We start from the raw sequence: 26,086 nt of genomic DNA, 5'->3' as shown, positions 1-26,086 counted from the left end.
CAGCCCGCTGTCAGGCCCAATAGCGCCACCTGATCTTCGACCCTCACCATGTTCGTCATCCTCGGTTACCTGGTCGCCCTGGGCTGCATCTTCGGCGGCTTCATCGCGCACGGCGGCAACATCGGCGTGGTGCTGCACGCCCTGCCCAATGAGATCCTGGTGATCGGTGGCGGTGCCATCGGCGCCTTCGTGGTCAACAACCAGCCCAAGGTGCTCAAGGCCACGATGAAGGCCCTGCCCGCCGCGCTCAAGGGCTCCAAGTACACCAAGGCGCGCTACATGGAGCTGATGGCGCTGCTCTACGACATCCTGCAGAAAGCGCGCAAGGACGGCCTGATGTCCATCGAGAAGGATGTCGAGTCGCCGGGCGACTCGCCCATCTTCCAGGCCTATCCGAAGGTGGGCAACGACCACCACGTGGTGGAGTTCACCACCGACTACCTGCGCATGATGGTGTCGGGCAACCTCAACGCCCACGAGATCGAGTCGCTGATGGACAGCGAGATCGAGACCCACCACCACGAGGCCCACGGTCCGGTGGCCGCACTCACGCGCCTGGCGGGCGGCCTGCCCGCCTTCGGCATCGTGGCCGCCGTGCTGGGCGTGGTCAACACCATGGGCTCGGTGGGCCAGCCCCCGGCCGTGCTGGGCGGCATGATCGGCTCTGCGCTGGTGGGCACCTTCCTGGGCATTCTGCTGGCCTACGGTGTCGTGGAGCCGCTGGCCGGCCTGCTCGAGCAGAAGGCCGAGGATGCCGGCAAGGAACTGCAGTGCATCAAGACCACGCTGCTGGCCAGCATGCAGGGCTACAACCCGACCACGGCCATCGAGTTCGGCCGCAAGGTGCTGTTCTCCACCGAGCGGCCCACGTTCAGCGAGCTGGAAAGCCACGTCAAGAAAAAGCCGGCCTGATGCCGCCGACCATTCACTGAAGCACCGACGCAACCATGGCCACCGGCTCCTCGGGACGCAAGCTCCAGCCCATCATCGTCAAGCGCGTCAAGAAGACGGTGCATGCGAGCCACGGGGGCGCTTGGAAGATCGCGTACGCCGACTTCGTGACGGCCATGATGGCCTTCTTCCTGCTGATGTGGCTGCTGGGCTCGACCACCAAGGGCGACCTGCAGGGCATCGCCAACTACTTCAACTCGCCGCTCAAGGTGGAGATGGCGGGCGGCCCCGGCACCGGCAGCAGTTCGAGCATCGTGACCGGCGGCGGCACCGACCTGACGCGTACCACCGGCGAGATGCGCCGCAGCACCGAGGTGGGCAAGGACCCGACCCGCTCGCACACGGCCGCCGTCGATGCGCGTGCGCAGGCCGCGCGCGAGGATGCCCGCAAGCTCGAAGCGCTGCGCGGGCGTATCGAGGTGCTGATCACCAGCGACGTGAAGCTGCGCGAGTTCCGCTCGCAGATCCGGCTGGAGACCACGCCGGACGGGCTGGAGATCCAGATCGTCGATGCCCAGCAGCGCCCCATGTTCGACACCGGCAGCGCGCTGGTGAAGCCCTACATGCGCGACATCCTCGGCGCCATCGGCGGCTCGCTGAAGGGCATCGACAACAAGGTCAGCCTGGCCGGCCACACCGACGCCACGCCGTACGGCAACGGCGAACGCGGCTACAGCAACTGGGAGCTCTCCGCCGACCGCGCCAATGCCTCGCGCCGAGAACTGGTGGCAGCCGGGATGCCCGAGGACAAGCTGATCCGCGTGGTGGGCCTGGCGGCCAGCGACCCGCTCGACAAGAGCGAGCGCACCGCGGCCGTCAACCGCCGCATCAGCATCACCGTGCTGACCCGCGAGGCCGAGGCCCGCATGGACGGTCGCAAGAGCATGGAAGCCGACGACGCCATCAAGGCGCTGCAGCAGCGCCACGGTGGCGCAGGCGCCGAGACCGCGCCTGCAGCGGGCGCCGAAGCGCCGGCAGCCCCCCGGCCCGCGCAGGCGCCGGAGCGCGCCACGCTGCCCGCCGCGACCCGTTCCTGAAGCCGGGTCGCCGCCGCTTCGCGCGGCGTCGACCAACGCGCGAATAGCCGGCCTGCAACGGCCCTTATCGGCCTTTAGCGCCGGCACCCCCTGCCGACAATGGCCCGAACCGCCCCAAGCCGTTCGCGCCCATGTCATCCAGCAGCCAGGACAAGAAGCTTCCCGCCACGCAGCGGCGCCTGGACCAGGCCCGTCGCGACGGCCAGGTTCCGCGCTCGCGCGACCTGACGCACCTGGCCGTGGTGGGCACCGGCGCCGTGGCGCTGCTGCTGCTCGCGCCCACCGCCTTCGGTGCGCTGCGGGACGCCCTGGCCGGGGCCCTGCACTTCAACGCTGCCGAGGCCACGCGCCCCGGCGCCATGGGCGAGCGCCTGATGCACCTGGGCCTGCTCGGCATCGCCGCCTGCGTCGGCTTCGCGGTGGTGGTGATGGTGGCTTCCATCGCGGCCACCCTGGCCACCGGCGGCTGGGTGGCCAGCGCCAAGGCCATCACGCCCGACCTCACCCGCCTCGACCCCTTCGCCGGCATCGGCCGCCTGTTCAGCAAGCAGCAGGCGAGCACGGTGCTCAAGCTGGTGCTGCTGTCGGCCATCCTGGCCGGCGTGGGCTTCGTCTACGTGCGCGGCTCCATGGACACGCTGGCCCGCATGGTGATGATGCCGGCGCCCGCCGCCCTGCCCTACTTTGCCGACTGGCTGGTCACGGGCACGGCGCTGGCCCTGCTGGTGCTGGTGGCCACGGCCATCGCAGACGTGCCGCTGCAGGGCTGGCTGCACCGCTCCCGCCTGCGCATGTCGCACGAGGAAGTGAAGCAGGAGCACAAGGAAAGCGACGGCAATCCGCACGTCAAGGGCCAGCAGCGCAAGGCGGCCCGCGCCATCCTGCAGCGCGCCAGCATCACGGCCGTGCCGCGTGCCGATTTCGTGGTGATGAACCCGACCCACTTCGCCGTGGCCCTGCGCTACGACGAGTCGGACATGGCCGCACCGCACGTGATCTCGAAGGGCTCGGACCTGTTGGCCATGAAGATCCGCGACATCGCCAAGTCGCATGACATCCCGGTCATCCAGTCGCCGATGCTGGCCCGCGCGCTGTACGCGCATGCGGAGATCGACCAACCGATCCCGAGCCAGCTCTTCACCGCCGTGGCGCAGATCCTGGCCTATGTCTACCGCCTGAAGGCGGCCATCGCCGGCCGCGGCGCCTGGCCGCAGACGGTGCCCGAGCCGGCGGTGCCGGCCGAGCTCGATCCGCTCAACGACCCCAAGGCCATGGCCGACCTGGAGGATGAGGCATGAACGCCGTGCAGCGTGTGATGCAGGGCCTGTTCGGCGACGCGCCCGATTCGGCCGGCCTGCAGCGCCTGGCCGCCCCGCTGCTGGTCATCGCCATCCTGGCGTTGATGGTGCTGCCGATTCCGTCCTGGCTGCTGGACGGCTTCTTCACCCTCAACATCGCCGCGGCGCTGATGGTGATGATGGTGGCGGCGTACATGACGAAGCCGCTGGACTTCGCCGCCTTCCCCACCGTGCTGCTGCTCACCACGCTGATGCGGCTGTCGCTCAACGTGGCTTCCACCCGGGTCGTGCTGCTCGAAGGCCACACCGGCCCCGGCGCTGCCGGCGCGGTGATCGAGGCCTTCGGCCACTTCCTGATCGGCGGCAACTTCGCGGTCGGTCTGATCGTGTTCGCCATCCTGGTGGTCATCAACTTCGTGGTGGTGACCAAGGGCGCGGAGCGGATCGCCGAGGTGTCGGCCCGCTTCACGCTGGACGCCATGCCCGGCAAGCAGATGGCGGTGGACGCCGACCTCAATGCCGGCACCATCAACGAGAAGGAAGCCCGCCGCCGCCGCGCCGAAGTGGCGGAAGAGGCCAACTTCTTCGGCGCCATGGACGGCGCCTCCAAGTTCGTGCGCGGCGATGCCATCGCCGGCATCCTGATCCTGGTGATCAGCATCGTGGGCGGCTTCACCGTCGGCGTGCTGCAGCATGGCATGCCGGCCGGCGAGGCCGCCAACAGCTATGTGCTGCTGGCGGTGGGCGATGCGCTGGTGGCGCAGATCCCGGGCCTGCTGATCTCGGTGGCCGCCGCCATGGTGGTCTCGCGCGTGGGCAAGGAAGAGGACGTGGGCCGGCAGATCGTGCAGCAGGTCTTCACCTCGCCGCGCGCCCTGGGCCTGACGGCGGCCATCCTGCTGCTGCTGGGCAGTGTGCCGGGCATGCCGCACGTGGTGTTCCTGGGCATGGCGGGGCTGCTGGGCTGGGGCGCCTGGACCATGGCGCGCCGCCGCCGCATCGAGGCCGAGACGCCCAAGCCCAGCGAGCCGCCGCCCGAGGCCGACGCCACATGGGCCGACCTGCAGCCGGTGTCGCTGCTGGGCCTGGAGCTGGGCTACCGCCTGATCACGCTGGTGGACAAGAACCGCCAGGGCGACCTGCTCACCCGCATCAAGGGCGTGCGCCGCAAGTTCGCGCAGGAGGTGGGCTTCCTGCCACCAGCCGTGCATGTGCGCGACAACCTGGAGCTCAAGCCCAGCGCCTACCGCGTGACGCTGCGCGGCGTGGTGGTGGCCGAAGGCGAGGCCTTCCCCGGCATGTTCCTGGCCATCAACCCCGGCGGCATCGGCACGCCGCTGATCGGCACCGCCACCACCGACCCGGCCTTCGGCCTGCCGGCCACCTGGATCGAGGCGCGCTACCGCGACAGCGCACAAATGGCGGGTTTCACGGTCGTTGATCCAGAGACCGTGATGGCGACCCATCTGTCACATTTGATGCAGACCCAGGCAGGACGCCTGCTCAGCCGATCCGAAACGCAGCAACTCGTGGAACACGTCAGTCAGTACAGCCCAAAGTTGATCGAGGAAGTGGTGCCCAAGCTCATCCCGATCGCCACCTTCCAGAAGGTGCTCCAGTTGCTGCTGGAGGAAGGCGTGCACATCCGCGACATCCGCACCATCGTCGAGACGCTGGCCGAACATGCGGCCGGCGTGACCGATGCCGTCGAACTGGCCCGCCGCGTGCGCGTGGCGCTGGCGCCTGCCATCGTGCAGCAGATCTACGGGCCGGTGAAGGAGCTGGACGTGATCGCCATCGAGCCCGGCTTCGAGCGGCTGCTGATGCAGGCCCTGGGCAATGCACAGGGCCCCGCGCTGGACCCCGGCGTGGCCGACACCTTCACCCGCAGCGCGGCCGACATCGCCAATCGTCAGGAAGAGCGCGGCGTGCCCGCCTGCCTGCTGGTGCCCGATGCCATCCGCGGTGCCATCGCCCGCCTGGTGCGCCGCACGGCGCCGCGCCTGGCCGTGCTCTCGCACAGCGAGATCCCCGAAACCCACACCATCCGCATCGGGCCGATCCTGCGCGGTGGCGCCGCCCCTGCCTGAGGCGCGCCGTCACCCTCGCCTCGACCCCGCCCACGTCCGCCTTCAGCCGCTGCCCGCCTGAATCATGAACATCCAACGCTTTCTGGCCCCGACCGCACGCGAAGCCATGGCCATGGCCCGCAGTGCCTTTGGCGACGACGCCCTCATCCTGTCCAACAAGCAGACCGAACAGGGTGTGGAGGTGATGGCCGCGTCCGAGGAATCCCTCGCCGGCCTGCAGCAGGCGGCGGCCACCCGCCCTCCAGAAGCGGTGCCCCAGGCGGCCGCCGCGTCGAGCCCGATGCGCGCGTCGGTGGCAGCGACCGCGGCTGCCGCCGCCCAGCCCGTGGTGCGCACGCCCAACCTGGCGGAGACCTCGGTCGAGGAAGACGCCAACCGCCTCGCGATGAGCACGCTGTCCTTCCAGGACTTCGTGCGCGAACGCATGCTGCGCAAGCAACTTGGCGATGCGGCCGTCTCGGCTGCGGCCCTGCCTGCCAGCGCCGCGCCGATGCCCGCGCCCGCCCAGCCGGCGTCCGCTGCGCGCACCGCCGCGCCGGCCGTCGCCGCCATGCCGTGGACGCCCCCGGCGGCCGTGCGCCCCGCGCCGGTCAGCGGCATGCCCCTGTCCACCGCGCGCCCCGCTGCCGCTTCGGCAGCCGAGCCTGCACCCGCCGCGGCCATGGTGCCTGCCCAGGCCCTCGCCGAGGTGATGGCCGAACTGCGCGCCTTGCGCCAGATGGTCGAGACACGCTTCGAGACCGTGTCCTGGCTCGGCCGCTCGCGCCAGGACCCGGGCCTGGCCGACCTGATGCTGCGCCTGGTGCGCGCGGGCTTCTCCGCGCCGCTGGTGCGCGCGGTGTTGCAGCCCATCGCCCCTGGCACCGACGCTGCCGCGGCCGAGGCCCATGTGCTGGCCACCTTCACCCGCCTGCTGGCCATCGACGACCAGGCCATGCCGCTGGAGGACGAAGGCGGCATCCTGGCCCTCGTCGGTGCCACCGGCGTGGGCAAGACCACGGCCATCGCCAAGCTGGCCACCCTGTGCGCCCGCACGCACGGCTCGGCCAGCGTGGGCCTGATCACACTCGACACCCAGCGCGCCGGCGCCCACGAGCAGTTGCGCGCCTTCGGTCGCAGCATCGACGTGGTGGCCCACCAGGCCCACGACACCGCGGCGCTGCAGGAGCTGCTCGCCCTGCTGGCCCACAAGCGGCTGGTGCTGATCGACACCGCGGGCCATGCCTCGCACGACCCGCGCCGCCAGCAGCAGATGGCCCAGCTCGACCTGCCGGGCGTGAAGCCGCTGGTGGTGCTCAATGCCGGCGCGCAGGGCGATGCCCTCGACGAGGTGGTCCAGGCCTTCCGTGAGGACGGCGCCCGCCATGCCCTGCTCACCAAGGTGGACGAAGCCGTCAAGCTCGGCCCGGCGCTCGACGTGCTGATGCGCCATGGCCTGCAACTGCGCGGCCTGGGCTGCGGCCAGGTGGTGCCCGACGACTGGCGCCTGCCGCGCGCGGCCGAACTGCTGCGCGAAACCTTCAATGCTCCCCTGCGCGGTGCCTTCGAGCCGCGGAGCAGCGAAGACCTCGACCTTCTGCTTTCCCCGGCACAATGCAGCACTCGGCGCTGAACCACGGGGACCGACCCGCCATGCTTGCCGCCGCCGCTCTCCAGAAGATGTACACCGCCAAGGGCCGACTCGACCGCGACGCATTGATCCGCCAGTATGTGCCGCTGGTGCAGCGCCTCGCCCATCACATGGTGGCCAAGCTGCCGCCCAACGTCGAGGTGGACGACCTGATCCAGGTCGGCATGATCGGACTGGTCGATGCCCTCTCGCGCTTCGACGCCGCGCAGGGTGTGCAGTTCGAGACCTTTGCCACCCAGCGCATCCGCGGCGCCATGCTCGACGAGCTGCGCGACGGCGACTGGATGTCGCGCGGCTCGCGCAAGAGCCAGAAGCAGATCGAGCAGGCCGTGGTGCGGCTCGAACACAAGCTGGGGCGCGCGCCCCAGGAATCCGAGATCGCGGCCGAGCTGAACATGCCGCTGGCCGAATACCAGTCGCTGCTGGGCCGCGTGCGCGGCACCCAGTTGCTGTACCTGGAGGACATGGGTGGCGACGGCCGCGAGGACGAGGAGGCCTTCCTCGAACGCCATGTGGCGGACAACGAGTCCGACCCCATGAGCGTCCTCAAGGACCAGCGTCTGCGCAATGCACTGGTCGCGGCCATCGAGTCCCTGCCCGAGCGCGAGCGCTACATCATGGGCATGTACTACGAGCACGACATGAATCTCAAGGAGATCGCGGCCGTGCTGAGCATCACCGAATCGCGCGTCTGCCAGCTGCACAGCCAGGCCGTGGCGCGGCTTCGGGCCAAGATGCGCGGGCACTAGAGCAGCACCCCCCAAGCCGCTTGCGCGGCTCCCCCCTCTCTCTGGCGCCTTCGGCTTGGGAGGGGGGCGCACCCTGAGGCCCGGCAAAGCCGGTTCCTCGGGTGCCCTGGCGTGGCCTGCTCCGCGGCCCTCCGATTCGCGCCTGCGCCGGCGTCCCGAAGGTTTTGCTCGCTTCTGTCTCGCTCACCGGGTCTTCCGTTTTCAGGACCGTGGCCGAAGGCGTCATGACGGCCGGCTCCTCATCCATCCTCTGCCATACGCACGGGACCGAGCAAAGAAGAACGCCCCGGCCGCTTTCGCGGACCGGGGCGTCTTCATGGAGTCGGAGGGCTGGGCGCGCTCAGTGCATGCCGGTGGCGGAGGCGGTGCGCAGGCCGGCACCGCCGAACATGCTGCGCTGGCCGACGGCGCCGTAGGTGGGGGTGTCCTGGGTGCCCAGCAGGGCGGCCAGGCTGCGCTCCACGGCGGCGGCACGGCGGGCGATGCCTGCGCGCAGCACGCGCAGGCGCTGGGCCACGCCCTCGATGCGGTCACGGAACTCGGCGTCGAACACTTCGGCCGACAGGGCCGACTCGAGCACGTTGCTGAAACCGGTGGCAACCTGGCGCATGCCGTTGCAGGCGGCCTCGAGTGCCGGTGCGTCGCCTTCGAGCAGGCTGGCATCCACGGCGTCGAGCTGGCGCTCCACTTCCTGCAGCAGTTCTTCGGTGGACTCGCGGGTGTCGATCATCAGGGGAGCATGCATGGCGTTCAACCTCTTGTGCGGCTCAGCATTTCCTGAGCATTGGCGAGCATCTTGTCGGCCACGGCGCCGGCATTGACGGTGAAAGTGCCGTTGGCGATGGCTTCGCGCATCGACGCGACCTTGGCCTCGTCGATTCCCGAACCCGAACCCGTACGGCCCAGCGACTGCACCGTGGACGACACATCGACCGACACCCCGGCTTCCGCCCGGGTGGCACCCGACTCCGCCGCGGTGGTGGCGGGGCGATCCGACCGCACACCACCGGTGGCGATCAGGCCGACTTCATTGCTTGCACCGACTTTCATGACTGGACTCCATGCCCCTTGGAAGGGCAGCGTCACTGTTTTTCGGCGGCCCCGGAAGGAACTTGAGGACTTTTTTTAAAACTTTTTGAGTGGCACCGTCGGCATGGGCCTAGAGCGCCATCCGCACCGTCCCGGCGTCGACCACCTGCCCGGTGGCGATCCGGCCGTTCGGCATGCGAACACGCACCGCCTCGCCCACGCCGCCGGCACTGAGGGCCTGGCCCTCCGTGCTGACCTCGAAACCGCGGCCACCCGCAAGGATACGCACGGCCGCGCCAGCCTGCAGCACCTGCTGCGTTCGGACCATGGACTGGCGGATCGGCTGGCCCGCGGACAGCGCCCGCGTGGCGACCTGCCCCACCCAGCGCGCGGGATCGGCGACCACCGGCGAGGCGTCCGCCGCCCAGTCGGCTTCGGCCTGCACCGCGTCGCCGGCCTGCAGCACCGCGCCCGGCGCCACGCCGTCGCGCAGCACCCAGGCCGGGCCGATGGCCTTGACCGTCACCGGCAGAAAGACATTCCAGCGCACCGCGCCGTCTACACAGCGCAGGCCGAGCCGGCTGCGGCCCCACAGGCGCTGGCCGGGTGGCAGATAGGGCTCGACGCTGGCGCACGGCGCCAGGCGCAGCCGGCTGTCCAGCGTTCCCACGCTCACCTCCATGCGCAGCGGGGCCATGTCGGTGCCGGCGGCGCCGCGGCCCTGGGCGACGGCGTCGTCCACCCAGTGCTGGGCCGCGGACACGAAATCGGCGCCCATGTCGCCGTTCAGGCCGGGCAGTGAAGCGACGCCGGCGGGCGCCTGGCCCAGGGCCGGCGACAGGGACGCCAGGCCCAGCCCCAGGGCGGCGGCCAGGCGTCGGAGGAAGAAGGAGTGTGTGCGGGTCATGGCAAGACGGCAGCGAGGATCGGCCGGAGCCGGAAGAAGAACACCTGCCCGAAGGCTGCCGCGGCAGCGTCGGAACACGCCGCGGAGCGGGCCCGGCAGGGCGCGTCCATTCCAGGATGCGATGCACTGTAGACAGCGAGCCCCGCCCCCAAAGCAGGGAACAGCGCGGAAAAGCAGCCTTTGTTCCCGCCATTCCGCGAAGGGGTCCGCGCCCACAATTTCCGCACGGTGGCATCCGTCCCCTCACCCGGGGCCCTGCCCCGCCCACCCCTTCCCACACCAAGGATCACGCATGCTGGACAAGCTGACGCAGTCGATGGACTTCCAGGGCCAGGCGCTGACGTTGCGCGCCGAGCGCCAGCGCGTGATCGCCGGCAACATCGCCAATGCCGACACGCCGGGCTATGCGGCCCGCGAACTGGACTTTGCCGCCGCGCTGTCCGAGGCCACCGCGGGCGACCGCCGGCAGGCCACCGGCAGCCCCGCCGCCATGGCCGCGACGGACGACGGCCGCAGCGACGGGCGCCACTTCCGGCTGGCCCCGCGCACCAGCGATGCCGGCGGCAGCCTGGCCTACACCGCCCAGGTGCAGCCGTCCATGGACGCCAACAGCGTCGACCTGGACCGCGAGCGCGCCGCCTTCGCCGACAACGCCGTGCGCTACGAGGCCACGCTGCGCTTCCTCAACGGCCAGGGCAAGACCCTGCTCTCCGCCATCCAGGGCCAGTGACGCCCCGCCCCTGACCAGAAGCAAGGAAAGCGACCGCCATGTCCATGTTCTCGATCTTCGGCATCTCCGGCAGCGCGGTGAGCGCGCAGTCGCAGCGCCTGAACGTCGTCGCCAGCAACCTGGCCAATGCCGACGCCACGGCCGGGCCGGACGGCAAGGCCTACAAAGCGCGCCAGGTGGTCTTCCAGACCGTCGACCTGGGCGATGGCGGCGCCGAAGCCGACCCGGCGGCCGCCGGAAAGAGCTATTCCGCCGGCGTGCGGGTCGACGCCGTGACCGAGCGGCAGGACCCGGGCCGTCGCGTGCACGAGCCCGGCAATCCGCTGGCCGACGGCGACGGCTACGTCACCTATTCCAACGTGAATGCCGTGGAGGAGATGGTCAACATGATCTCGGCCTCGCGCTCCTACCAGAACAACGTCGAAGTGATGAACACGGCCAAGAGCCTGTTGCTCAAGACGCTGCAGCTGGGCCAATGACCCGCACCCCCGCCACCGCCGCAGGAACAACCGCATGAGCACCGTCACCGGCACCACCGCCACCAGCAACACCGCGAGCAGCGCAGGCGGCGCCTCGTCGCTCGCCTCCACCTCGGCCGCGGACCTGCAGGACCGCTTCCTGAAGCTGCTGGTCGCCCAGCTGAGCAACCAGGATCCGATGAACCCGATGGACAACGCGCAGCTGACCTCGCAGATCGCGCAGATCAACACCGTCACCGGCATCGAGAAGCTCAACAGCACCGTCAACGGCCTGGCCACCCAGGCCTCGACCACGCAGACGCTGCAGGCCGCCGCCGTGGTGGGCAAGAACGTGCTCACCGAAGGCAAGACGCTGGCCTACAGCAGCGACGGCAAGACGGCCATGGGCGCGATGGTGCTCGACGCCGCTGCCACGCAGGTCACGGTCAAGGTCACCAATGCCGACGGCCAGGTGATCGACACCAAGTCGCTCGGCCCGATGGCCGCGGGCGAACACAACATCACGCTGGACGCCTCGGGCTATCCGAGCGACCAGGAGCTGAGCTTCACCGTCACCGCCACCAACAAGGGCGACGCGGTGGGCAGCAAGACCCTCATGTACGACAGCGTGACCTCGGTGAGCACCACCAGCGACGGCCTCACGCTCAATCTCGCCCGCAACGGCAGCAAGCCGTATTCCGCCATCTACTCGATTCTCTGACCCAGGAGCCTTCCATGAGCTTTCAGCAGGCCATCGCCGGACTCAACGCCGCCAGCCGCAGCCTCGACGTGATCGGGCACAACATCGCCAACGCCGGCACCACGGGCATGAAGTCCTCCCGGGTGGAATTCGCGGAGGTGTACGCCGCCGCCGCCTCGGGCACCAACAGCGTGACCGGCGGCATGGGCGTGACGGTGGGGAGCGTCTCCCAGCAGTTCACGCAGGGCAACATCAACTCCACCGGCAACGCGCTTGACATGGCCATCAACGGCAATGGCTTCTTCCAGGTGACCATGCCGGACGGCAGCTCCGCGTACACGCGCGCTGGCAACTTCAAGAAGGACGCTACCGGCACCATCGTGACCTCCAGCGGCGCCAAGCTGATGGGCTACCCCACCGACGCCAAGGGTGCGCGCACCAGCTCCACGCTGCAGACCCTGGCCGTGCCCACCGGCACCGTGCCCGCCAAGCAGACCAGCGCCATCAGCGCCAACCTGACGCTGGACGCGTCGGCCGCGGCCACCACGAGCACCACCGACCTGTCCAAGTACAGCACCTCGCTGACGGCCTACGACGCCCAGGGCCTGAAGACCGAGGTCGGCATGTACTTCCAGAAGACGGCCAACAACACCTGGAACGTCTACACCAGCGTCAACGGCAGTGCACCGGCGGCCTCGACCCCCTTCCAGCTGAGCTTCGACGCCTCGGGCAATCTCACCAGCGGCGGCACCCAGACGCTCACGCTGACGTCGCCCAACGATCCCACGGTGACCTTCCCGGTGTCGCTCGACCTCACCAAGGTCAAGCAGGTCGCCTCCAACTTCACCGTCAACGACCTGACGCAGGACGGCTACACCGCAGGCCAGCTCACCAGCCTCACCATCGACGACTCGGGCACGCTGATGGCCACCTATTCCAACAACCAGACCCAGGCGGCCGGGCAGGTGGCGATGGTGGACTTCCGCAACCCGCAGGGCCTGGGCATCACCGATGCCGGCTACTGGTTCGAGACCACGGCGTCCGGCCAGCCCCTGCTGGGCGCGCCGGGCGAAGGCATCTTCGGCTCGATCCAGAGCAAGGCGCTGGAAGAGTCCAACGTGGACCTGACGGCCGCGCTGGTGGACATGATGACCACCCAGCGTGCCTACCAGGCCAACGCCCAGACCATCAAGACGCAGGACCAGGTCCTGCAGACCCTGGTCAACCTGCGCTGATCGAACGACGGGCTGAGCACGCATGGACCGCCTGATCTACACCGCGATGACCGGCGCCAGCGCCGCGGCGCAGCGCCAGTCCGTGCTCGCGAACAACCTGGCCAATGCGGCCACGCCGGGCTTTCGCGCCGAGCTGGCCAACTTCCGCGCGGTGCCCCTGCGCGGCGACGGCGCCACCACACGCGTGTTCGCCATGGAAACGACCACCGGCTACGACAGCCGCCCGGGCGCCCTGCAGCGCACCGGCCGCGACCTGGACATGACCGCGCAGGGCAATGCCTGGTTCGCGGTGCAGGGCCTGGATGGCACCGAGGCCTATACCCGCAGCGGCGCCTTCCAGGTCTCGCCCGAAGGCGCGCTGACCACCAGCAGCGGCCTGCTGGTGCTGTCGGATGGCGGCTCGCCCATCGACGTGCCGGCCGGCGCCAGCCTCACCGTGGGCGCCGACGGCACGATCAGCGCGCAGCAGACCGGCCAGCCGGCCGCGGTGCTGGGCCGCATCAAGCTCGCCACGTCGGAGACGCCGCTCACCCGCGGCACCGACGGCCTGTTCCGTCCCGGCGAGGGCGAGGTGCTGCCCGCCGATGCCAATGCACGCCTGGAGACCGGCGCGCTCGAGGGCTCGAACGTGAACCCGGTCGAGACCATGGTCGGCATGATCGCCGCCGCCCGCCAGTTCGAGCAGCAGATGCGCCTGCTGCAGACCACCGAAACCGCCGACAAGTCCGCCGCCCAGCTGCTGAGCGTGCAGGGCTGATCCCACTTCACACCGCAGGCACATCGCCATGATCAATTCGCTCTGGATCTCGAAGACCGGCATGGAGGCCCAGCAGACCCAGCTGGACGTCATCTCCCACAACCTGGCCAACGTCTCGACCACCGGCTACAAGCGTGCCAACGCGGTGTTCCAGGACCTGATGTACCAGAACCTGCGACAGGTCGGCGCCAATGCGAACGAGCAGACGCAGCTCCCCACGGGCCTGCAGCTGGGCCTGGGCGTGCGCACCATCGCCACCAGCCGCTCGTTCACGCAGGGCAGCCTGCAGTCCACCACCAACCAGCTGGACATGGCGATCAAGGGCAATGGCTTCTTCCAGGTGACCATGCCCGACGGCAGCACGGGCTACACGCGCGACGGCTCCTTCCAGGTGGATGCGCAGGGCCGCATCGTCACCTCCTCGGGCCTGCCGATCGCCAACGGCATCACCGTGCCCACCACCGCCACCAGCGTGAGCGTGGCCACCGACGGCACCGTCACGGCCACGCTGCCCAACAACGCGACGCCGCAGAACATCGGCACCATCGCGCTGGTCAACTTCATCAACCCGGCCGGCCTGGAGCCGCGCGGCGACAACCTCTTCGCCGAGACGGCCGCATCGGGCCAGCCCAACGGCGGCACCGCCGGCACCAATGGCCTGGGCACGGTGGTGCAGGGCATGCTGGAGACCTCGAACGTCAACGTGGTGACCGAGCTGGTGGCCATGATCCAGACGCAGCGCGCCTACGAGATGAATTCGAAGGCGATCCAGACGAGCGACCAGATGCTCCAGAAGTTGGGACAGCTGTGATGCACCGTCTGCTTGCCCCGATCGCCGCCGCGCTGGCCGTCGCCACACTGGCCGGCTGCTCCACCCTGGCCAACACGCCGCAGGTGGACATTCCCGACACGCGCCCGCCCATCGTCTACCCCACGCAACTGCAGACGCCGCGCGCGGCCACGGGCAGCCTCTACCACAACGCGAGCTACCGCCCGCTGTTCGAGGACCGGCGTGCCCGCATGGCAGGCGACACGGTCACGATCAACATCGTCGAGACGCTGACGGCCAGCCAGAAGTCGACCTCGACCGTCAACAAGAAGGACAGCCTGAGCGCGGGCGTGAGCGCCCTGCCCTTCATCAGCGCCAACTCCTTCACCCGCGCCACCGCCTCCGGCAATTCGGCCACCGACTTCGCGGGCAAGGGTGGCACCGAGGCGGCCAACACCTTCTACGGGACCATCACCTCCACCGTCGTGGACGTGCTGCCCAACGGCCACCTGGTGGTGCTGGGCGAAAAGCAGATCGGCGTGAACCAGAACGTGGACGTGCTGCGCTTCTCGGGCACGGTGGACCCGCGCGCCATCGGCCCGGGCAGCGTCGTCAATTCGACGCAGGTGGCCAACGTGCGCATCGAGTCTCGCGGCCGCGGCGCGCAGGGCGAGGCTCAGGTCATGCCCTGGCTCAGCCGCTTCTTCATGAACGTGATGCCCTTCTAGCGGCAGGCCGAACGCACGACCGACGACGCACGACAGGATCGAGGGGAAATGAACACCATGAGCAAGACCATCCACCGCCTGCTGGCGGGTGCCGCACTGGGCCTGGCCCTGCTGGCGCCAGCGCAGGCAGTGCGCATCAAGGAAGTGGCCGCCGTGCAAGGCGTGCGCAGCAACCAGTTGACCGGCTACGGCCTGGTGGTGGGCCTGGACGGCACCGGCGACCAGACCACGCAGATGCCCTTCACCACGCAGAGCGTGGCCAACTACCTGCAGCAGCTGGGCATCACGCTGCCCGACAACCGGGCCAGCCAGCTGCAACTCAAGAACGTGGCGGCGGTGATCGTCACGGCCCAGCTGCCGGCCTTCGCGCAGCCGGGCCAGGCGGTGGACGTGACCGTCGCGTCGATGGGCAATGCCCGCTCGCTCAAGGGCGGCATGCTGGTGGCCACGCCGCTGCGCGGTGCCGACGGCGAGATCTACGCCATCGCCCAGGGCAACGTGGTGGTGGGCGGCGCCGGTGCCGCCGCCGCCGGCAGCAAGGTGCAGATCAACCATCTGAGCGCAGGCCGCGTGCCCGAGGGCGCGCAGGTGGAACGGGCCGTGCCCACGCCGCTGCTCGACGGCGACACCATCAACCTGGGCCTGAACGCGGCCGACTTCCAGACCGCCAGCCGCGTCGCCGAGGCCATCAACCGCCGCATGGGCGGTGGCATGGCCCGCGCCATGGATGGCCGCACGGTGCAGGTGCGCGCTCCCGGCGACTCGGATGCGCGCGTGAGCTTCATCGCCCAGCTCGAGGAACTGACGCTGGAGCAGTCCGCGCCCGCCGCCAAGGTGGTGATCAATGCCCGCACCGGCTCCATCGTGCTGAACCAGGCCGTGACGCTCAACCCCTGCGCCATCGCCCACGGCAACCTGTCGGTGACCATCAGTTCGCAACCGGTGGTGAGCCAGCCGGCACCGCTGTCGGGTGGCCAGACCGTGGTGGCCGAGCAGGCCGCCATCCAGATCAAGCAGGAGCCGGGCATCCTCTACCAGGTGCCGGCCTCGCCGCAGTTGGCCGACGTGGTGCGCGCGCTCAATGCGCTGGGCGCCACGCCGCAGGACCTGCTGGCCATCCTGCAGGCCATCAAGGCATCGGGCGCGCTCAATGCCGAGCTGGAAGTGATCTGACGCGGCCCGCATCGCCATGAGCATCGGCACCTCCACCTCCAACAGCCTGGCCGCCGACGCGCGTTCGCTGGACGCGTTGAAGTACGCCACGGGCAACGACCCGAAGGCGGTGCGCGAGGCCGCCAAGCAGTTCGAATCCCTCTTCATGCGCGAGCTGATCAAGAGCATGCGCGAGGCGACCACCAAGTCGGGCCTGCTCGACAGCGACGGCGAGAAGCTCGGCACCGACCTGCTGGACCAGCAGCTGTCGGTGCAGCTCTCGGGCCTGCCCGGCGGCCTGTCGGACGCCATCACGCGCCAGCTGACCCAGCAGATCCAGGGCAGGCAGACGCCTTCCACCCTCTCGCTCGCCGCCATGGGCGGCATCGGCAAGGCGCCCATCGCCACCACGTCAGGCCAGAGCGGGTTCGTGGCCCGGCACCAGGATGCGGCCGAGCGCGTGGCGCAGGAGACGGGCATCCCGGCCGCCTTCATGATCGGCCAGGCCGGCCACGAGACCGGCTGGGGCCGCAGCGAGATCCGCAATGCCGACGGCAGCAGCGCACACAACCTGTTCGGCATCAAGGCCACCGGCGGCTGGACGGGCAAGGTCGCCACCGTGACCACCACCGAATACGTCGACGGTCAGCCGCGCAAGGTGAAGGCGAAGTTCCGCGCCTACGACTCGCCCGAGGAGTCCTTCCGCGACTACGCCCGCTTGATCGGCGAGAACCCGCGCTACGCCCAGGCCCGGGCCAGCACCCATTCCGCCCAGGCCTACGCCGCGCAGCTGCAGAAGGCCGGCTATGCCACCGATCCGGCCTATGCGCGCAAGCTGGGCCGCGCGATCCAGGCGACCCAGGCCGTCCAGCAGCGGCTGCAGATCACATGAGCTCCCTCCTCAACATCGGCCTGTCGGCGCTGCAGGCCAACCAGGCGGCGCTCACCACCACAGGCAACAACGTGGCCAACGCGGGCAGCGCGGGCTACTCGCGCCAGTCGGTGGTGCAGCAGCAGGCCATCACCACCCCCAGCGGCGGCGGCTACCTGGGCAACGGCGTGCGCGTGGTGACGGTGGAGCGCGCCTACAGCAGCTACCTCACGCAGCAGGCCAACCAGACGGCGGCCGTGGCGGCAGCCGACACGGCGCGCTCGGACCAGCTGTCCTCGCTGGAGTCGGTGTTCCAGACCGGCAGCGCCGGGCTGGGCGCGTCGATGAACACCCTGCTCAACGCCTTCACCAGCGTGGCCAGCGCCCCCACCGACCTGTCGGCCCGCACGGTGGTGCTGACGCAGGCCGGCGCGCTGGCCTCGCGCTTCTCCAGTGCCCAGACCCAGCTCGACGAGATGGGCAAGGCCACGCTGGAGCAGCTGGGCACGGCGGCCGACAACATCAACCGCCTGGGCGCGTCGCTTGCCAAGATCAACGGCCAGATCCAGCGCGCCCGAGGCAGCGGCCAGGAGCCCAACGACCTGCTGGACCAGCGCGATGCGCTCCTCACCCAGCTCAATGGGCAGGTCCAGACCAGCACCATGGTGGCCGACGACGGCACGCTGTCGGTCTTCGTCGGCAACCAGGCGCTGGTGCTGGGCAGCAGCAGCAGCCAGGTGTCGGTGGGCACGGCCGCCGACGGCAGCAGCACGCTGGACATCGCGCGCGGCAGCGTGGTGACCCACCTGGACGCGGCCGCACTCGGTGGCGGCGCGGCCGCGGGCCAGCTGCGCTTCCTGAACGAGGACCTGCCCGACACCCGCAACCTCCTGGGCCGGCTGGCACTGACGATGACGAGCACGGTCAATGCCCAGCATTCGCTGGGCGTGGGTCTGAACGGCGAGACGGGCAATGCGCTCTTCGGCAGCATCGCCGTGCCGGACTCGATCCCGGCTGCGACCAACACCGGCAACGCCACCTTCTCCACCACGGTGAGCGATGTCTCCGCGCTGGTCCCTTCCTCCTACACCCTGAGCGTGCAGGCCGATGGCAGCTACCAGGTGCGGCGCCTCTCCGACAACTCGGTGAGCAGCTTCGCCAGCCTGCCGGCGCAGATCGACGGCCTGTCCATCGGCCTGCAGTCAGGCGCGGGCGCGGCGGGCGACGTCTACCGCATCGAGCCCTTCTCCCAGGCCGCCGGCAAGGTGGCGGTGGCCCTGGGCTCGGCCAGTGCGGTGGCCGCCGGCAGCCCGGTGCAGGCCAGCACCGGCACCGGCAACAAGGGCAGCCTGGCGGTGTCGGGCGTCTATGCCAGAGCCCAGGACGCCAACCTCACGGCCACGGCCACGCTGAGCTTCAATGCCGACGGCACCTACAACATCAGCGGCGCGGGCACCGGCAACCTGAGCAACCAGACCTACACGGCCGGCGAGGCGATCAAGGTGAACGGCTGGTCGCTGACGCTCACGGGCGTGCCCAAGGCCGGCGACACCGTCACCGTCCAGGCCGCCACGGCCGCCATGACCGCGCAGAACAGCGGCAACGCCACGGCCCTGCAGGCCCTGGCCGACCAGAAGCTGATCGACGGCTCGCCGCTGTCGGATGGCTATGCCGGCCTCATCGCCCGCGTGGGCGTGCGGGCGCAGGGCGCCAAGTACGCGGCGCAGGTGTCCTCGGCCATCGCCACCAGCACCGAGACCGCGCGGGCCAACAGCACGGGCGTCAACCTGGACGAGGAGGCGACCAAGCTGCTGGCCTACCAGCAGGCCTACCAGGCCTCGGCACGCGTGATCCAGATCGCGCAAAACATCTTCGATTCGCTGCTGTCCAGCGTGCGCTGAGGGCAAGGGGCCACCGCATGACCATCCAACGCATCTCCACCCCCAACCTGCGCGAGACGGCGATCCAGCGCCTGTCGGAGCGACAGGCCCAGATGGCCGACCTGCAGGAGCAGGTCAATACCGGCAAGAAGATCAACCGGCTCAGCGACGATCCGCTGGCCGCCGCCCAGGCGGAGCGGGCCACCACGCGCGCCGCACGCGTCCAGACCCAGCAGCGCGCGCTGCAGGCGCAGACCGCGTCGATGACCAGCGTGGAATCGACGCTGGGCGACTCGGTCACGGCGCTGCAGACCTTCCGCTCGCTGCTGGTGCAGGCCGGCGGCGGCGCGCTCTCGAGCGCCGATCGCCAGTCCATCGCCCAGCAGATGACGGCCCTGCGCGACCAGCTGCTGTCGTATGCCAACACCACCAACGCCGACGGGCTCCCGCTGTTCGGCGGCCTGGGCAGCACCGCCCGCCCGTTCAGCGATGCAGGCGGCACGGTGAGCTACCAGGGGGTGTCCGGCCAGGTCGCCTCGTCCGAAACCAGCGTGCCCGGCGTGCTCGACGGCTATGCGACGTGGATGGACGTGCCCACCGGCAACGGCGTGTTCGAGGTCAACCAGGCGGGCAACACCAGCCAGGTGCACACCGACACCGGCCAGGTGGTGGACCCGAGCGCCCTCACCGGCCATGGCTACCAGGTGACGTTCTCGGTCGCCGCCGACGGCAGCACCACCTACGACGTCCTCGACACCACCAGCCAGCAGCCCGTCGTCGCCGGCGCCGCCTACAAGAGCGGCCAGGCGATCAGCTTCGGCGGCATGTCCTTCACCGCCAGCGGCGTGCCGGCCAACGGCGACGCGCTGGAGGTCAGGCCCTCGACCACGCAGAGCGTCTTCGCCGTGCTGGACCAGGCCATCGCCGGCGTGGTGTCGGGCTCGGACGGCAAGGCCACGCAGGCCGTGTCCCGGGGACTGGCGCAGGTCGATGCCGGCCTTGCCAAGCTGTCGGCCGCACGCAGCCAGGCCGGCGAACTGCTCAATCGCGCCGACACCATCGGCGACCGCCTCACCACCCGGGGCGACCAGTTGGAGAAGGTGCGCGCGGACGCCGAGGACGCCGACACCGTGCAGGTACTTTCGGATATCACGAGCCAGCAGACGATGTACTCTGCCGCCCTGGGCACCTATGCTCAGATCCAGAAACTCTCCCTCTTCAACTACCTCGGTTGAGGCCTGCCTGTCCGGCCCTCCCGCCCTCCTCCTTCGATCGTGGCCCAATCCGTTCTCGGCAGTCTGACCCTGTGCTACCAGCTTCTGTGGAACCGTCGGCGGGAGCTGGCCGGCATCCGCCTGCTGGCCTATGAGGACGGCAGTCAGGCCGATGGCGGCCACCTGCTGCGCAGCCTCACCGAGATGTGGACGGCCGAGTCGCCCACCCTGCTGGTGGCCGCGCGCAGCCCGCGGCTGCTGATGGGCATGCTGGAACAGGCCGATGGCGATTCGCCGATGGTCGAAGTGCCCGTCGACTGGCTGGGCGACGAGGCCCTGTTCGAGGCCGCCCGCGCGGCCCGCGGCCGCGGCGCCATCCTGATCGCCGCCAGCGGTCCCGGCCCGCGCCGGCCCGACTTTCCCGGCCGCTCCTCGCCGCGGCTCATGCAGCTGGAGGTGAGCCACGCCGCCGCCGCACTGCAGACCGTGCTGCGTGCCCGCGACGCCGATCCGCGCCATCCGGCCCAGCGGGCCGCCGCGCAGGCGCAACTGGCGGCCAGCCCGATCGAGCCCGAACAGATCGTTGTGGGCGCCGCCAGCATGGCCCTGGTCGAGCATGCGCTGGACCAGCGCGCCGCCTGGGCCGTGGCCGGCTGGCCCATCGAGGACGTGCTCCACCGCAACAAGGGCCAGCCGCTGCCGCCGACGCGGCGCGCGGTGATCCGCACCATGCAGGCACTGGAGTCGGAACAATCGCTCGACCAGCTGGAGCTGCAGTTCGGCCAGGAGCCGGCGCTGGCCTACCGCCTGCTGCTGCATCTCAACTCCGCGAGCCTGGGCCTGCGCCGCCGCATCACCTCGCTGCGCCACGGCGTGATGATGCTGGGCTACCGCACGCTCGACGCCTGGCTCGCCGAGCAGCTGCCGCACACCAGCGACGACCGCAACCTGCAACCCGCCAACGCCACCATGGTGCTGCGTGCTCTGCTGGCCGCGGAGCTGATGGAGGCCGGCGTCGAGGAGGAACTGCGGCGCGAGGTCTACCTCTGCGGCCTGTTCGCCCAGCTCGACCTGGTGATGGACGAGCCCATGCGCAGCGCCCTGGGCCGTCTTGCGCTGCCCGAGGCGCTGGTCGAGGCGGTGCTGCGCGGCAGCGGCCCCTATGCCAGCGTGCTGCAGGTGGCCCAGGCCCTGGGCCAGGACAACCCGGCCGTGGTGCGCGCCACCCGCGCGCGCTTCGACATGAGCGCCGAAGAGATCAACCGCTCGCTGCTGCGCACACTGGCCTTCGCCCACACCTGAGCGTCCGCGCGCCCTCCCGCCCGCCCCACCCTCCTGCCCGCCACCGCCATGCCCGTCCATACCGACCTTCCGCCCACCGCCTCCGCCGCTGCGCTGGCCCATGCGGCCGTCCTGCGCGGGCTGGAGGAAGTCCAGGCCTACCGGCTGGAGGCGGCCATGCAGCACTTCTCGCAGGCCATCACCCACGATCCGCAGCATGTGGACGCCTGGGTGCACCTGGGCCGCGGCTTCCTGCGGCTGGAGAACTGGGCCAATGCGGCCATGTGCATGGAGACGGCCCTGGCGCTGCAGCCCGGCCATGCCTGGGCCCAGCACGGCCTGGCCTTCGCCCGCTACAACAGCGGCCAGCGCGAGGAGGCCCTGGCGCTGATCGACGAGGTCTGCGCACGCACGCCGGACTCGGCCATGTGGCAGCTGCGGGCGTACATGCACAGCCAGACCAATCCCGATCCGCGCCGGACGCTGGAGGTCTACCGGGACTGGGGCCGGCGATTCGCCGATCCGCTCACCCTCAAGGCCCGCCCGCTGCCGCCCCGCAGCCGGGATCCGCAGCGCCGCCTGAAGGTCGGCTATGTCTCGGCCGACCTGCGCCGGCACTCGATCGCCTTCTTCATCGCGCCGGTCTTCGAGCACCACGATCCGCAGCAGGTCGAGGTGCATGTGTACAGCGTCGGCCCACGCGACGAGTTCACCGACCGGATGCAGGCCCATGTGCCGCACTGGCACGACGTCGCCCCGCTGTCGGAAGACGCGCTGTGCCGCCTGATCCGGTCGCACGGCATCGACATCCTGATCGACCTGTCCGGCCACACCGAGGGCAACCGGCTGCTGACCTTTGCCGAGCGTGCCGCGCCCATCCAGCTGACCTGGCTCGGCTTCATGCATCCGCTCGGCATGAAGGCCATGGACTACCGCTTCGTCGATGGCGCCCTGGCGCCGTCGGGACATGACGCCTTCTACAGCGAGCGGCTGTTCCACCTCAACTGCATGACCACCTATGCGCCGCCGGACTCGCCGCTGTGCGAGAGCCTGCCGATGCAGCGCAAGGGCCACCCGACGCTCATCTCGCTCAACAGCTCCACCAAGCTCACCAACGAGATGCTGGCGGTCTGGGCCCGCATCCTGGCGCTGCGGCCCGATGCGCAACTGATCATCATGGTCAAGGAACGCACGCCCGAGCTGGCCCAGGCCCACATGCTGCCGCGCGTGCAGGCCGCCGGCATGCCGCTGGACCGGGTGTTCGTCATGCACCAGCAGCCGCTGGACCACTTCATGGAGCTCGGCCACATCGCCGACATCGCGCTGGACACCTCGCCCGTGTGCGGCGGCACCACCACGCTGCACGCGCTCTGGATGGGCCTGTCGATCGTGACCCTCGACGCCGAGCGCGGCGTCGACGCCGCCACCGCCCTCACGCTGCGCGGCCTGGGCTTCGGCGGCGAAGTGGCCCAAGACGTCGACGGCTACGTGCAGGCCGCGCTGCGGCTCATGGACGACCCCGAGCGGCTGCTCGTGCAGCGCCTGGGCGCGCGCGAGCGCATGCGGCGCAGCTTCCTCATGGACTACGGGCAGCACACGCGGGACCTCGAGAAGGCCTTCCGCCTGATGTGGCTCAACTGGCTGAGAGGCGATCACCGATCGCTCACGACCGCGACCGAACTCGAACCGTGGCTGCAGGCCACAAGGACGGCAGCATGATGCGCGAACAAGCCCTGGATGCGGTGGCCCCCGTGCCGCTGCTTGTGCCCGACATGCCCACGCCCGCCGCGCTCTGGCCCTGGCTGGAGCGCATGCATGCCGCGCGCCACTACTCGAATTTCGGGCCGCTGGTGCGCGAGCTCGAGACGGCCTTCTGCCGGCAGTTCGACGTGCCCGGCGAGCAGCTCGCGACGGTGAGCAACGCCACGCTGGGCCTGGAACTGGCCCTGCAGGCGCTGGCCCTGCCCAAGGGCGCGCATGTGCTGGTGCCCTCGTTCACCTTCGTGGCGACGGCCACGGCCGTGGTGCGGGCCGGACTGGTGCCCGTGCTGGCGGACGTGGATGCCCACAGCTGGCTGCTCACGCCCCAGATCGCGCGCGACGCGTGCAGCCGGTGCCGGGTCGACGCCGTCATGCCGGTGGCCACGCTCGGCATGCCCCATGACATGGCGGCCTGGCAGCACTTCGAGGAGGAGACCGGGCTGCCCGTGATCGTGGACGCCGCCGCCGCCTACGGCCGGCAGTGGCTGCGCGGCGCGTCGGGCACGCTGGTGTTCAGCCTGCACACGACCAAGAGCCTTCCGGCCGGCGAAGGCGGCTTCGTCGTCTCGACGCGCCCGGGGCTGGCGGAGCGCGTGCGCCAGCTGTCCAACTTCGGCATCAACCTCGATCCCGACGGCGACCTGCCACTTGGCGCGCTGGCCGGGGTGGGCACCAATGCCAAGATGAGCGAATACCACGCCGCCGTCGCCCTGGCCGCAATGGAGAGCTGGGACGCGCACGCGCTGCAGCGCCGCGCCCTCTACGCGCGGCTCTTTGCGGCCCTGAATGCCGCGGCGCCGGGCCTGTTGCGCTGGCAGTGCGGCGGCCCGGACGGCGCGACGCAGGTGCCCACCCTGCTGTGCATGCGGCTTCCCGACGCCGACAGGCGCCAGACCCTGGAGCGCGCGTGTGCTGCCGCAGGCATCGGCACGCGCCGCTGGTACCAGCCGGTCATGAACGACATGGCCATCCTTCGGCAAGCCGGCGCCGTCGCGCTCGAGGCGCCGGTGTCCCAGGCCCTTTCGCAGGATCTGCTCGGGCTGCCCTTCTTCTGGGGCATGAGCGACACGCAGTGCGCACGTGTCGTGCGCGTGGTGGCCGACTCGCTGGCGAGGTGAGCAGTACGACGGGCGCCGCGGCCGGCGTGTCCGCCCCGCAGCGCCAGGGGGGACGGGTCGGCATCATGCAGCCCTACCTCTTTCCCTATCTCGGCTACTTCCAGCTGCTGGCGGCCGTGGACGACTATGTCGTCTACGACGACGCGCAGTTCATCAAGGGCGGCTGGATCAACCGCAACCACATCCTGCTCGATGGCGCGTCCCACCGCTTCAGCATCGCGCTCTCGCAGGCCAGTCCCAACCGGCGCATCGACGAGATCGCGGTGGCGGACGACTTCTCGCGCTTTCTGCGCACCCTGGAGCACGCGTACAGCCGCGCACCGATGCGGGATGCGGCCCTCGCGCTGGTGCGACGCATCTGCAGCTTCGAGGACCGCAACCTTGCGCGCTTCATCGTCCACAGCCTGGTCTGCATCGCCGAATACCTGGGCCTCGGCACGCGCCTGTGGCTGTCTTCCGACATCCCCAAGGACGGCGCGGCCAGTGCGCAGGACAAGGTGCTGCGCATGTGCGAGCACCTGCACGCGGGCACCTACATCAACGCCATCGGCGGCCAGGGGCTCTATGCGCGGGAGGCCTTCGAGGCGCGCGGGATCGCCCTGCACTTCCTCAAGTCCGGCGAATGCCGCTACCGCCAGTTCGGCACGGCCTTCGTGGGCGGGCTGTCCATCATCGACGTGCTGATGTTCAACCGGCCCGAGGCGGTGCGCGGATTACTGCAGGACTACACCCTGCTGTAACCGGCGACGCGCCGCAAGCCGCCCGCCGGCGGCCCCCTCAGCAGCGCTTGATCAGCAGCGCGTGACCATTGAGGTTGTGGACGACCAACCGGTCCGGCCGCCCGCGCTGCTCGTCCACATGGCGGACGATGCCGCCGCAGGCCTCGCAGCCATAGTCGTCGTACACGACCACGCCGCCCACGGGCATGCGCGGCCAGACGAAGTCCAGCACGTCCCGGGCGGACAGGTAGGTGTCCACGTCGATGTGGACCAGGCGGAAGATCTGGTCCGCCACCTCGGCCCCGGTCTGTTCCGGAAAGATCCCCTCCAGCAGGCGCGGCTTGGCCGCGGGCGCGAGTTGGGCCAGCAGCGTCTCCACATGCGAGCGGGTGGTGTCGGCATGCTCGCCGCCGGCGTAGTGGTTGTCGTGCTCGCCCGCCTTGACCACACCGTAGAAGGTGTCGCACAGGTAGATCGGATCGTGCTGGCCCAGCAGCTGCATCCGCCGTGCCATCAGCGCGCCCGTGCCGCCGCGCCAGACGCCCACCTCGAGCACGCTGCCGGGCAACGTCCCGGTCTCGGCCACCAGGCTCCAGAGCTCCCACAGCCGGTAGGGGTCCACCAGCGTGGCGCCGTGGATCGCGGCGACCGTCTCCATGAAGGCCGCATCCGCCAGCCACGGCGAGAAGGTCTCGCCGGGGCGCACCGCACTGTGGGCACGGGCCAGTTCGAGCACGCCGGAATCCAGCGTGGCCACCGGCACGCCAGCCGCCTGGGCCAGACCCGCCACCCAGGCGCGGCCCTGATCGCTCACCGACAGGTCGAGCGCCACCGGCGCCTCCAGGCTCCGGGCGCGGGCAACGAACTGGGCGCTGGTCCAGCGCGGAAGGCCGTGCACCGTGGCCTCGGCCTGCTGGTCGTCGACCGCGGCCACCACGTCCGGCAGCATGCCCGCCAGCTCACGCCCGAACTTCACGCCCAGGCGCGAGAGCGGTGCCATCAGGATGTACTGCGGCATCGGC

At 70.2% G+C, this 26,086-nt stretch carries 25 protein-coding genes; 21 read left to right on the top strand and 4 right to left on the bottom strand.

Annotation, left to right across the window (positions count from 1 at the left end; all coding sequences use genetic code 11):
* The first annotated feature begins 48 nt into the window (after positions 1–48).
* The 6 genes from motA (at position 49) to BXA03_RS04075 (ending at position 7,755) form a co-directional block, all read left to right on the top strand.
* Positions 49–912 carry a flagellar motor stator protein MotA gene (gene motA, locus BXA03_RS04100; RefSeq protein ID WP_076504129.1) on the top strand — a complete coding sequence of 288 codons (864 nt, stop codon included), beginning with the start codon at positions 49–51 and terminating at the stop codon, positions 910–912.
* 35 nt (positions 913–947) lie between these two features.
* On the top strand, positions 948–1,988 hold the full coding sequence (gene motB / locus BXA03_RS04095) for a flagellar motor protein MotB (protein ID WP_076504126.1): 1,041 nt from the start codon (positions 948–950) through the stop codon (positions 1,986–1,988).
* 131 nt (positions 1,989–2,119) lie between these two features.
* On the top strand, positions 2,120–3,286 hold the full coding sequence (locus BXA03_RS04090) for an EscU/YscU/HrcU family type III secretion system export apparatus switch protein (RefSeq protein ID WP_076504123.1): 1,167 nt from the start codon (positions 2,120–2,122) through the stop codon (positions 3,284–3,286).
* A 17-nt stretch (positions 3,287–3,303) separates the two neighbouring features.
* Entirely contained in the window at positions 3,304–5,376 is a 2,073-nt protein-coding gene (flhA, locus tag BXA03_RS04085; protein WP_143476221.1) for a flagellar biosynthesis protein FlhA, read from the top strand.
* Between the two features lie 64 nt (positions 5,377–5,440).
* The gene (gene flhF / locus BXA03_RS04080) at positions 5,441–6,988 is read left to right on the top strand and encodes a flagellar biosynthesis protein FlhF (RefSeq protein WP_076504118.1); all 1,548 of its coding nucleotides are present in this window, start codon (positions 5,441–5,443) and stop codon (positions 6,986–6,988) included.
* Between the two features lie 47 nt (positions 6,989–7,035).
* Positions 7,036–7,755, top strand: coding sequence for an RNA polymerase sigma factor FliA (locus BXA03_RS04075; RefSeq protein ID WP_076504833.1), 720 nt, complete (start codon positions 7,036–7,038; stop codon positions 7,753–7,755).
* A gap of 340 nt (positions 7,756–8,095) precedes the next feature.
* Here the strand turns inward: BXA03_RS04075 and BXA03_RS04070 are convergent, their stop codons facing one another.
* From BXA03_RS04070 to flgA, 3 genes are all read right to left on the bottom strand, one after another.
* Complete coding sequence (locus BXA03_RS04070) at positions 8,096–8,500, bottom strand: hypothetical protein (protein WP_076504116.1); 405 nt, start codon at positions 8,498–8,500, stop codon at positions 8,096–8,098.
* Positions 8,501–8,505: 5 nt separating this feature from the next.
* Positions 8,506–8,805 (bottom strand): flagellar biosynthesis anti-sigma factor FlgM, encoded by a 300-nt coding sequence (gene flgM, locus BXA03_RS04065; RefSeq protein ID WP_076504114.1) that lies wholly within the window; start codon positions 8,803–8,805, stop codon positions 8,506–8,508.
* 109 nt (positions 8,806–8,914) lie between these two features.
* The gene (flgA, locus tag BXA03_RS04060; protein ID WP_076504112.1) at positions 8,915–9,691 is read right to left on the bottom strand and encodes a flagellar basal body P-ring formation chaperone FlgA; all 777 of its coding nucleotides are present in this window, start codon (positions 9,689–9,691) and stop codon (positions 8,915–8,917) included.
* Between the two features lie 292 nt (positions 9,692–9,983).
* Between flgA and flgB the strand changes: the two genes are divergently transcribed.
* From flgB to BXA03_RS03985, 15 genes are read left to right on the top strand one after another with little or no spacing between them, the layout of a single operon-like run.
* On the top strand, positions 9,984–10,421 hold the full coding sequence (flgB, locus tag BXA03_RS04055) for a flagellar basal body rod protein FlgB (RefSeq protein ID WP_076504109.1): 438 nt from the start codon (positions 9,984–9,986) through the stop codon (positions 10,419–10,421).
* A 38-nt stretch (positions 10,422–10,459) separates the two neighbouring features.
* On the top strand, positions 10,460–10,900 hold the full coding sequence (flgC, locus tag BXA03_RS04050) for a flagellar basal body rod protein FlgC (protein ID WP_076504106.1): 441 nt from the start codon (positions 10,460–10,462) through the stop codon (positions 10,898–10,900).
* Between the two features lie 34 nt (positions 10,901–10,934).
* The gene (locus tag BXA03_RS04045) at positions 10,935–11,600 is read left to right on the top strand and encodes a flagellar hook assembly protein FlgD (protein WP_076504103.1); all 666 of its coding nucleotides are present in this window, start codon (positions 10,935–10,937) and stop codon (positions 11,598–11,600) included.
* Between the two features lie 14 nt (positions 11,601–11,614).
* Positions 11,615–12,814, top strand: coding sequence for a flagellar hook protein FlgE (flgE, locus tag BXA03_RS04040; RefSeq protein ID WP_076504100.1), 1,200 nt, complete (start codon positions 11,615–11,617; stop codon positions 12,812–12,814).
* Positions 12,815–12,836: 22 nt separating this feature from the next.
* Complete coding sequence (gene flgF, locus BXA03_RS04035) at positions 12,837–13,571, top strand: flagellar basal-body rod protein FlgF (protein ID WP_076504097.1); 735 nt, start codon at positions 12,837–12,839, stop codon at positions 13,569–13,571.
* Positions 13,572–13,599: 28 nt separating this feature from the next.
* Positions 13,600–14,382, top strand: a complete 783-nt coding sequence (gene flgG / locus BXA03_RS04030) for a flagellar basal-body rod protein FlgG (protein WP_076504095.1) — start codon at positions 13,600–13,602, stop codon at positions 14,380–14,382.
* On the top strand, positions 14,382–15,068 hold the full coding sequence (locus BXA03_RS04025; protein WP_076504092.1) for a flagellar basal body L-ring protein FlgH: 687 nt from the start codon (positions 14,382–14,384) through the stop codon (positions 15,066–15,068). The genes flgG and BXA03_RS04025 overlap by 1 nt, the downstream gene beginning before the upstream one ends.
* A gap of 57 nt (positions 15,069–15,125) precedes the next feature.
* Positions 15,126–16,241, top strand: a complete 1,116-nt coding sequence (locus BXA03_RS04020; protein WP_234983588.1) for a flagellar basal body P-ring protein FlgI — start codon at positions 15,126–15,128, stop codon at positions 16,239–16,241.
* Between the two features lie 16 nt (positions 16,242–16,257).
* The gene (flgJ, locus tag BXA03_RS04015; RefSeq protein WP_076504087.1) at positions 16,258–17,112 is read left to right on the top strand and encodes a flagellar assembly peptidoglycan hydrolase FlgJ; all 855 of its coding nucleotides are present in this window, start codon (positions 16,258–16,260) and stop codon (positions 17,110–17,112) included.
* Entirely contained in the window at positions 17,109–18,992 is a 1,884-nt protein-coding gene (gene flgK / locus BXA03_RS04010; protein WP_076504084.1) for a flagellar hook-associated protein FlgK, read from the top strand. The genes flgJ and flgK overlap by 4 nt, the downstream gene beginning before the upstream one ends.
* 17 nt (positions 18,993–19,009) lie before the next feature.
* The gene (gene flgL, locus BXA03_RS04005) at positions 19,010–20,206 is read left to right on the top strand and encodes a flagellar hook-associated protein FlgL (protein ID WP_076504081.1); all 1,197 of its coding nucleotides are present in this window, start codon (positions 19,010–19,012) and stop codon (positions 20,204–20,206) included.
* Between the two features lie 39 nt (positions 20,207–20,245).
* Positions 20,246–21,487, top strand: a complete 1,242-nt coding sequence (locus BXA03_RS04000; protein WP_076504078.1) for an HDOD domain-containing protein — start codon at positions 20,246–20,248, stop codon at positions 21,485–21,487.
* Positions 21,488–21,535: 48 nt separating this feature from the next.
* Positions 21,536–23,185, top strand: coding sequence for an O-linked N-acetylglucosamine transferase, SPINDLY family protein (locus BXA03_RS03995; protein ID WP_076504076.1), 1,650 nt, complete (start codon positions 21,536–21,538; stop codon positions 23,183–23,185).
* Complete coding sequence (locus BXA03_RS03990) at positions 23,182–24,345, top strand: DegT/DnrJ/EryC1/StrS family aminotransferase (RefSeq protein WP_200803327.1); 1,164 nt, start codon at positions 23,182–23,184, stop codon at positions 24,343–24,345. Before BXA03_RS03995 ends, BXA03_RS03990 begins: the two co-directional genes overlap by 4 nt.
* Positions 24,342–25,085, top strand: a complete 744-nt coding sequence (locus BXA03_RS03985; RefSeq protein ID WP_083715869.1) for a WbqC family protein — start codon at positions 24,342–24,344, stop codon at positions 25,083–25,085. The genes BXA03_RS03990 and BXA03_RS03985 overlap by 4 nt, the downstream gene beginning before the upstream one ends.
* A gap of 37 nt (positions 25,086–25,122) precedes the next feature.
* On the opposite strand, the gene BXA03_RS03980 is transcribed toward BXA03_RS03985, so the two are convergent.
* Entirely contained in the window at positions 25,123–26,082 is a 960-nt protein-coding gene (locus BXA03_RS03980; RefSeq protein WP_143476206.1) for a TylF/MycF/NovP-related O-methyltransferase, read from the bottom strand.
* Between the last annotated feature and the right edge of the window lie 4 nt (positions 26,083–26,086).

The sequence above is a fragment of the Pseudacidovorax sp. RU35E genome (assembly GCF_900156165.1).
Classification (GTDB): Bacteria; Pseudomonadota; Gammaproteobacteria; order Burkholderiales; family Burkholderiaceae_C; genus Xenophilus.
This window is presented reverse-complemented; position numbering and strand designations above follow the sequence as displayed.

What these genes read in the sequence shown, in the direction of transcription:
- motA (WP_076504129.1), top strand. Translation starts at nt 49, where the DNA reads ATGTTCGTCATCCTCGGTTACCTGGTCGCCCTGGGCTGCATCTTCGGC.
- motB (WP_076504126.1), top strand. Translation starts at nt 948, where the DNA reads ATGGCCACCGGCTCCTCGGGACGCAAGCTCCAGCCCATCATCGTCAAG.
- BXA03_RS04090 (WP_076504123.1), top strand. Translation starts at nt 2,120, where the DNA reads ATGTCATCCAGCAGCCAGGACAAGAAGCTTCCCGCCACGCAGCGGCGC.
- flhA (WP_143476221.1), top strand. Translation starts at nt 3,304, where the DNA reads ATGCAGGGCCTGTTCGGCGACGCGCCCGATTCGGCCGGCCTGCAGCGC.
- flhF (WP_076504118.1), top strand. Translation starts at nt 5,441, where the DNA reads ATGAACATCCAACGCTTTCTGGCCCCGACCGCACGCGAAGCCATGGCC.
- BXA03_RS04075 (WP_076504833.1), top strand. Translation starts at nt 7,036, where the DNA reads ATGTACACCGCCAAGGGCCGACTCGACCGCGACGCATTGATCCGCCAG.
- BXA03_RS04070 (WP_076504116.1), bottom strand. Translation starts at nt 8,500, where the DNA reads ATGCATGCTCCCCTGATGATCGACACCCGCGAGTCCACCGAAGAACTG.
- flgM (WP_076504114.1), bottom strand. Translation starts at nt 8,805, where the DNA reads ATGAAAGTCGGTGCAAGCAATGAAGTCGGCCTGATCGCCACCGGTGGT.
- flgA (WP_076504112.1), bottom strand. Translation starts at nt 9,691, where the DNA reads ATGACCCGCACACACTCCTTCTTCCTCCGACGCCTGGCCGCCGCCCTG.
- flgB (WP_076504109.1), top strand. Translation starts at nt 9,984, where the DNA reads ATGCTGGACAAGCTGACGCAGTCGATGGACTTCCAGGGCCAGGCGCTG.
- flgC (WP_076504106.1), top strand. Translation starts at nt 10,460, where the DNA reads ATGTCCATGTTCTCGATCTTCGGCATCTCCGGCAGCGCGGTGAGCGCG.
- BXA03_RS04045 (WP_076504103.1), top strand. Translation starts at nt 10,935, where the DNA reads ATGAGCACCGTCACCGGCACCACCGCCACCAGCAACACCGCGAGCAGC.
- flgE (WP_076504100.1), top strand. Translation starts at nt 11,615, where the DNA reads ATGAGCTTTCAGCAGGCCATCGCCGGACTCAACGCCGCCAGCCGCAGC.
- flgF (WP_076504097.1), top strand. Translation starts at nt 12,837, where the DNA reads ATGGACCGCCTGATCTACACCGCGATGACCGGCGCCAGCGCCGCGGCG.
- flgG (WP_076504095.1), top strand. Translation starts at nt 13,600, where the DNA reads ATGATCAATTCGCTCTGGATCTCGAAGACCGGCATGGAGGCCCAGCAG.
- BXA03_RS04025 (WP_076504092.1), top strand. Translation starts at nt 14,382, where the DNA reads ATGCACCGTCTGCTTGCCCCGATCGCCGCCGCGCTGGCCGTCGCCACA.
- BXA03_RS04020 (WP_234983588.1), top strand. Translation starts at nt 15,126, where the DNA reads ATGAGCAAGACCATCCACCGCCTGCTGGCGGGTGCCGCACTGGGCCTG.
- flgJ (WP_076504087.1), top strand. Translation starts at nt 16,258, where the DNA reads ATGAGCATCGGCACCTCCACCTCCAACAGCCTGGCCGCCGACGCGCGT.
- flgK (WP_076504084.1), top strand. Translation starts at nt 17,109, where the DNA reads ATGAGCTCCCTCCTCAACATCGGCCTGTCGGCGCTGCAGGCCAACCAG.
- flgL (WP_076504081.1), top strand. Translation starts at nt 19,010, where the DNA reads ATGACCATCCAACGCATCTCCACCCCCAACCTGCGCGAGACGGCGATC.
- BXA03_RS03995 (WP_076504076.1), top strand. Translation starts at nt 21,536, where the DNA reads ATGCCCGTCCATACCGACCTTCCGCCCACCGCCTCCGCCGCTGCGCTG.
- BXA03_RS03990 (WP_200803327.1), top strand. Translation starts at nt 23,182, where the DNA reads ATGATGCGCGAACAAGCCCTGGATGCGGTGGCCCCCGTGCCGCTGCTT.
- BXA03_RS03980 (WP_143476206.1), bottom strand. Translation starts at nt 26,082, where the DNA reads ATGCCGCAGTACATCCTGATGGCACCGCTCTCGCGCCTGGGCGTGAAG.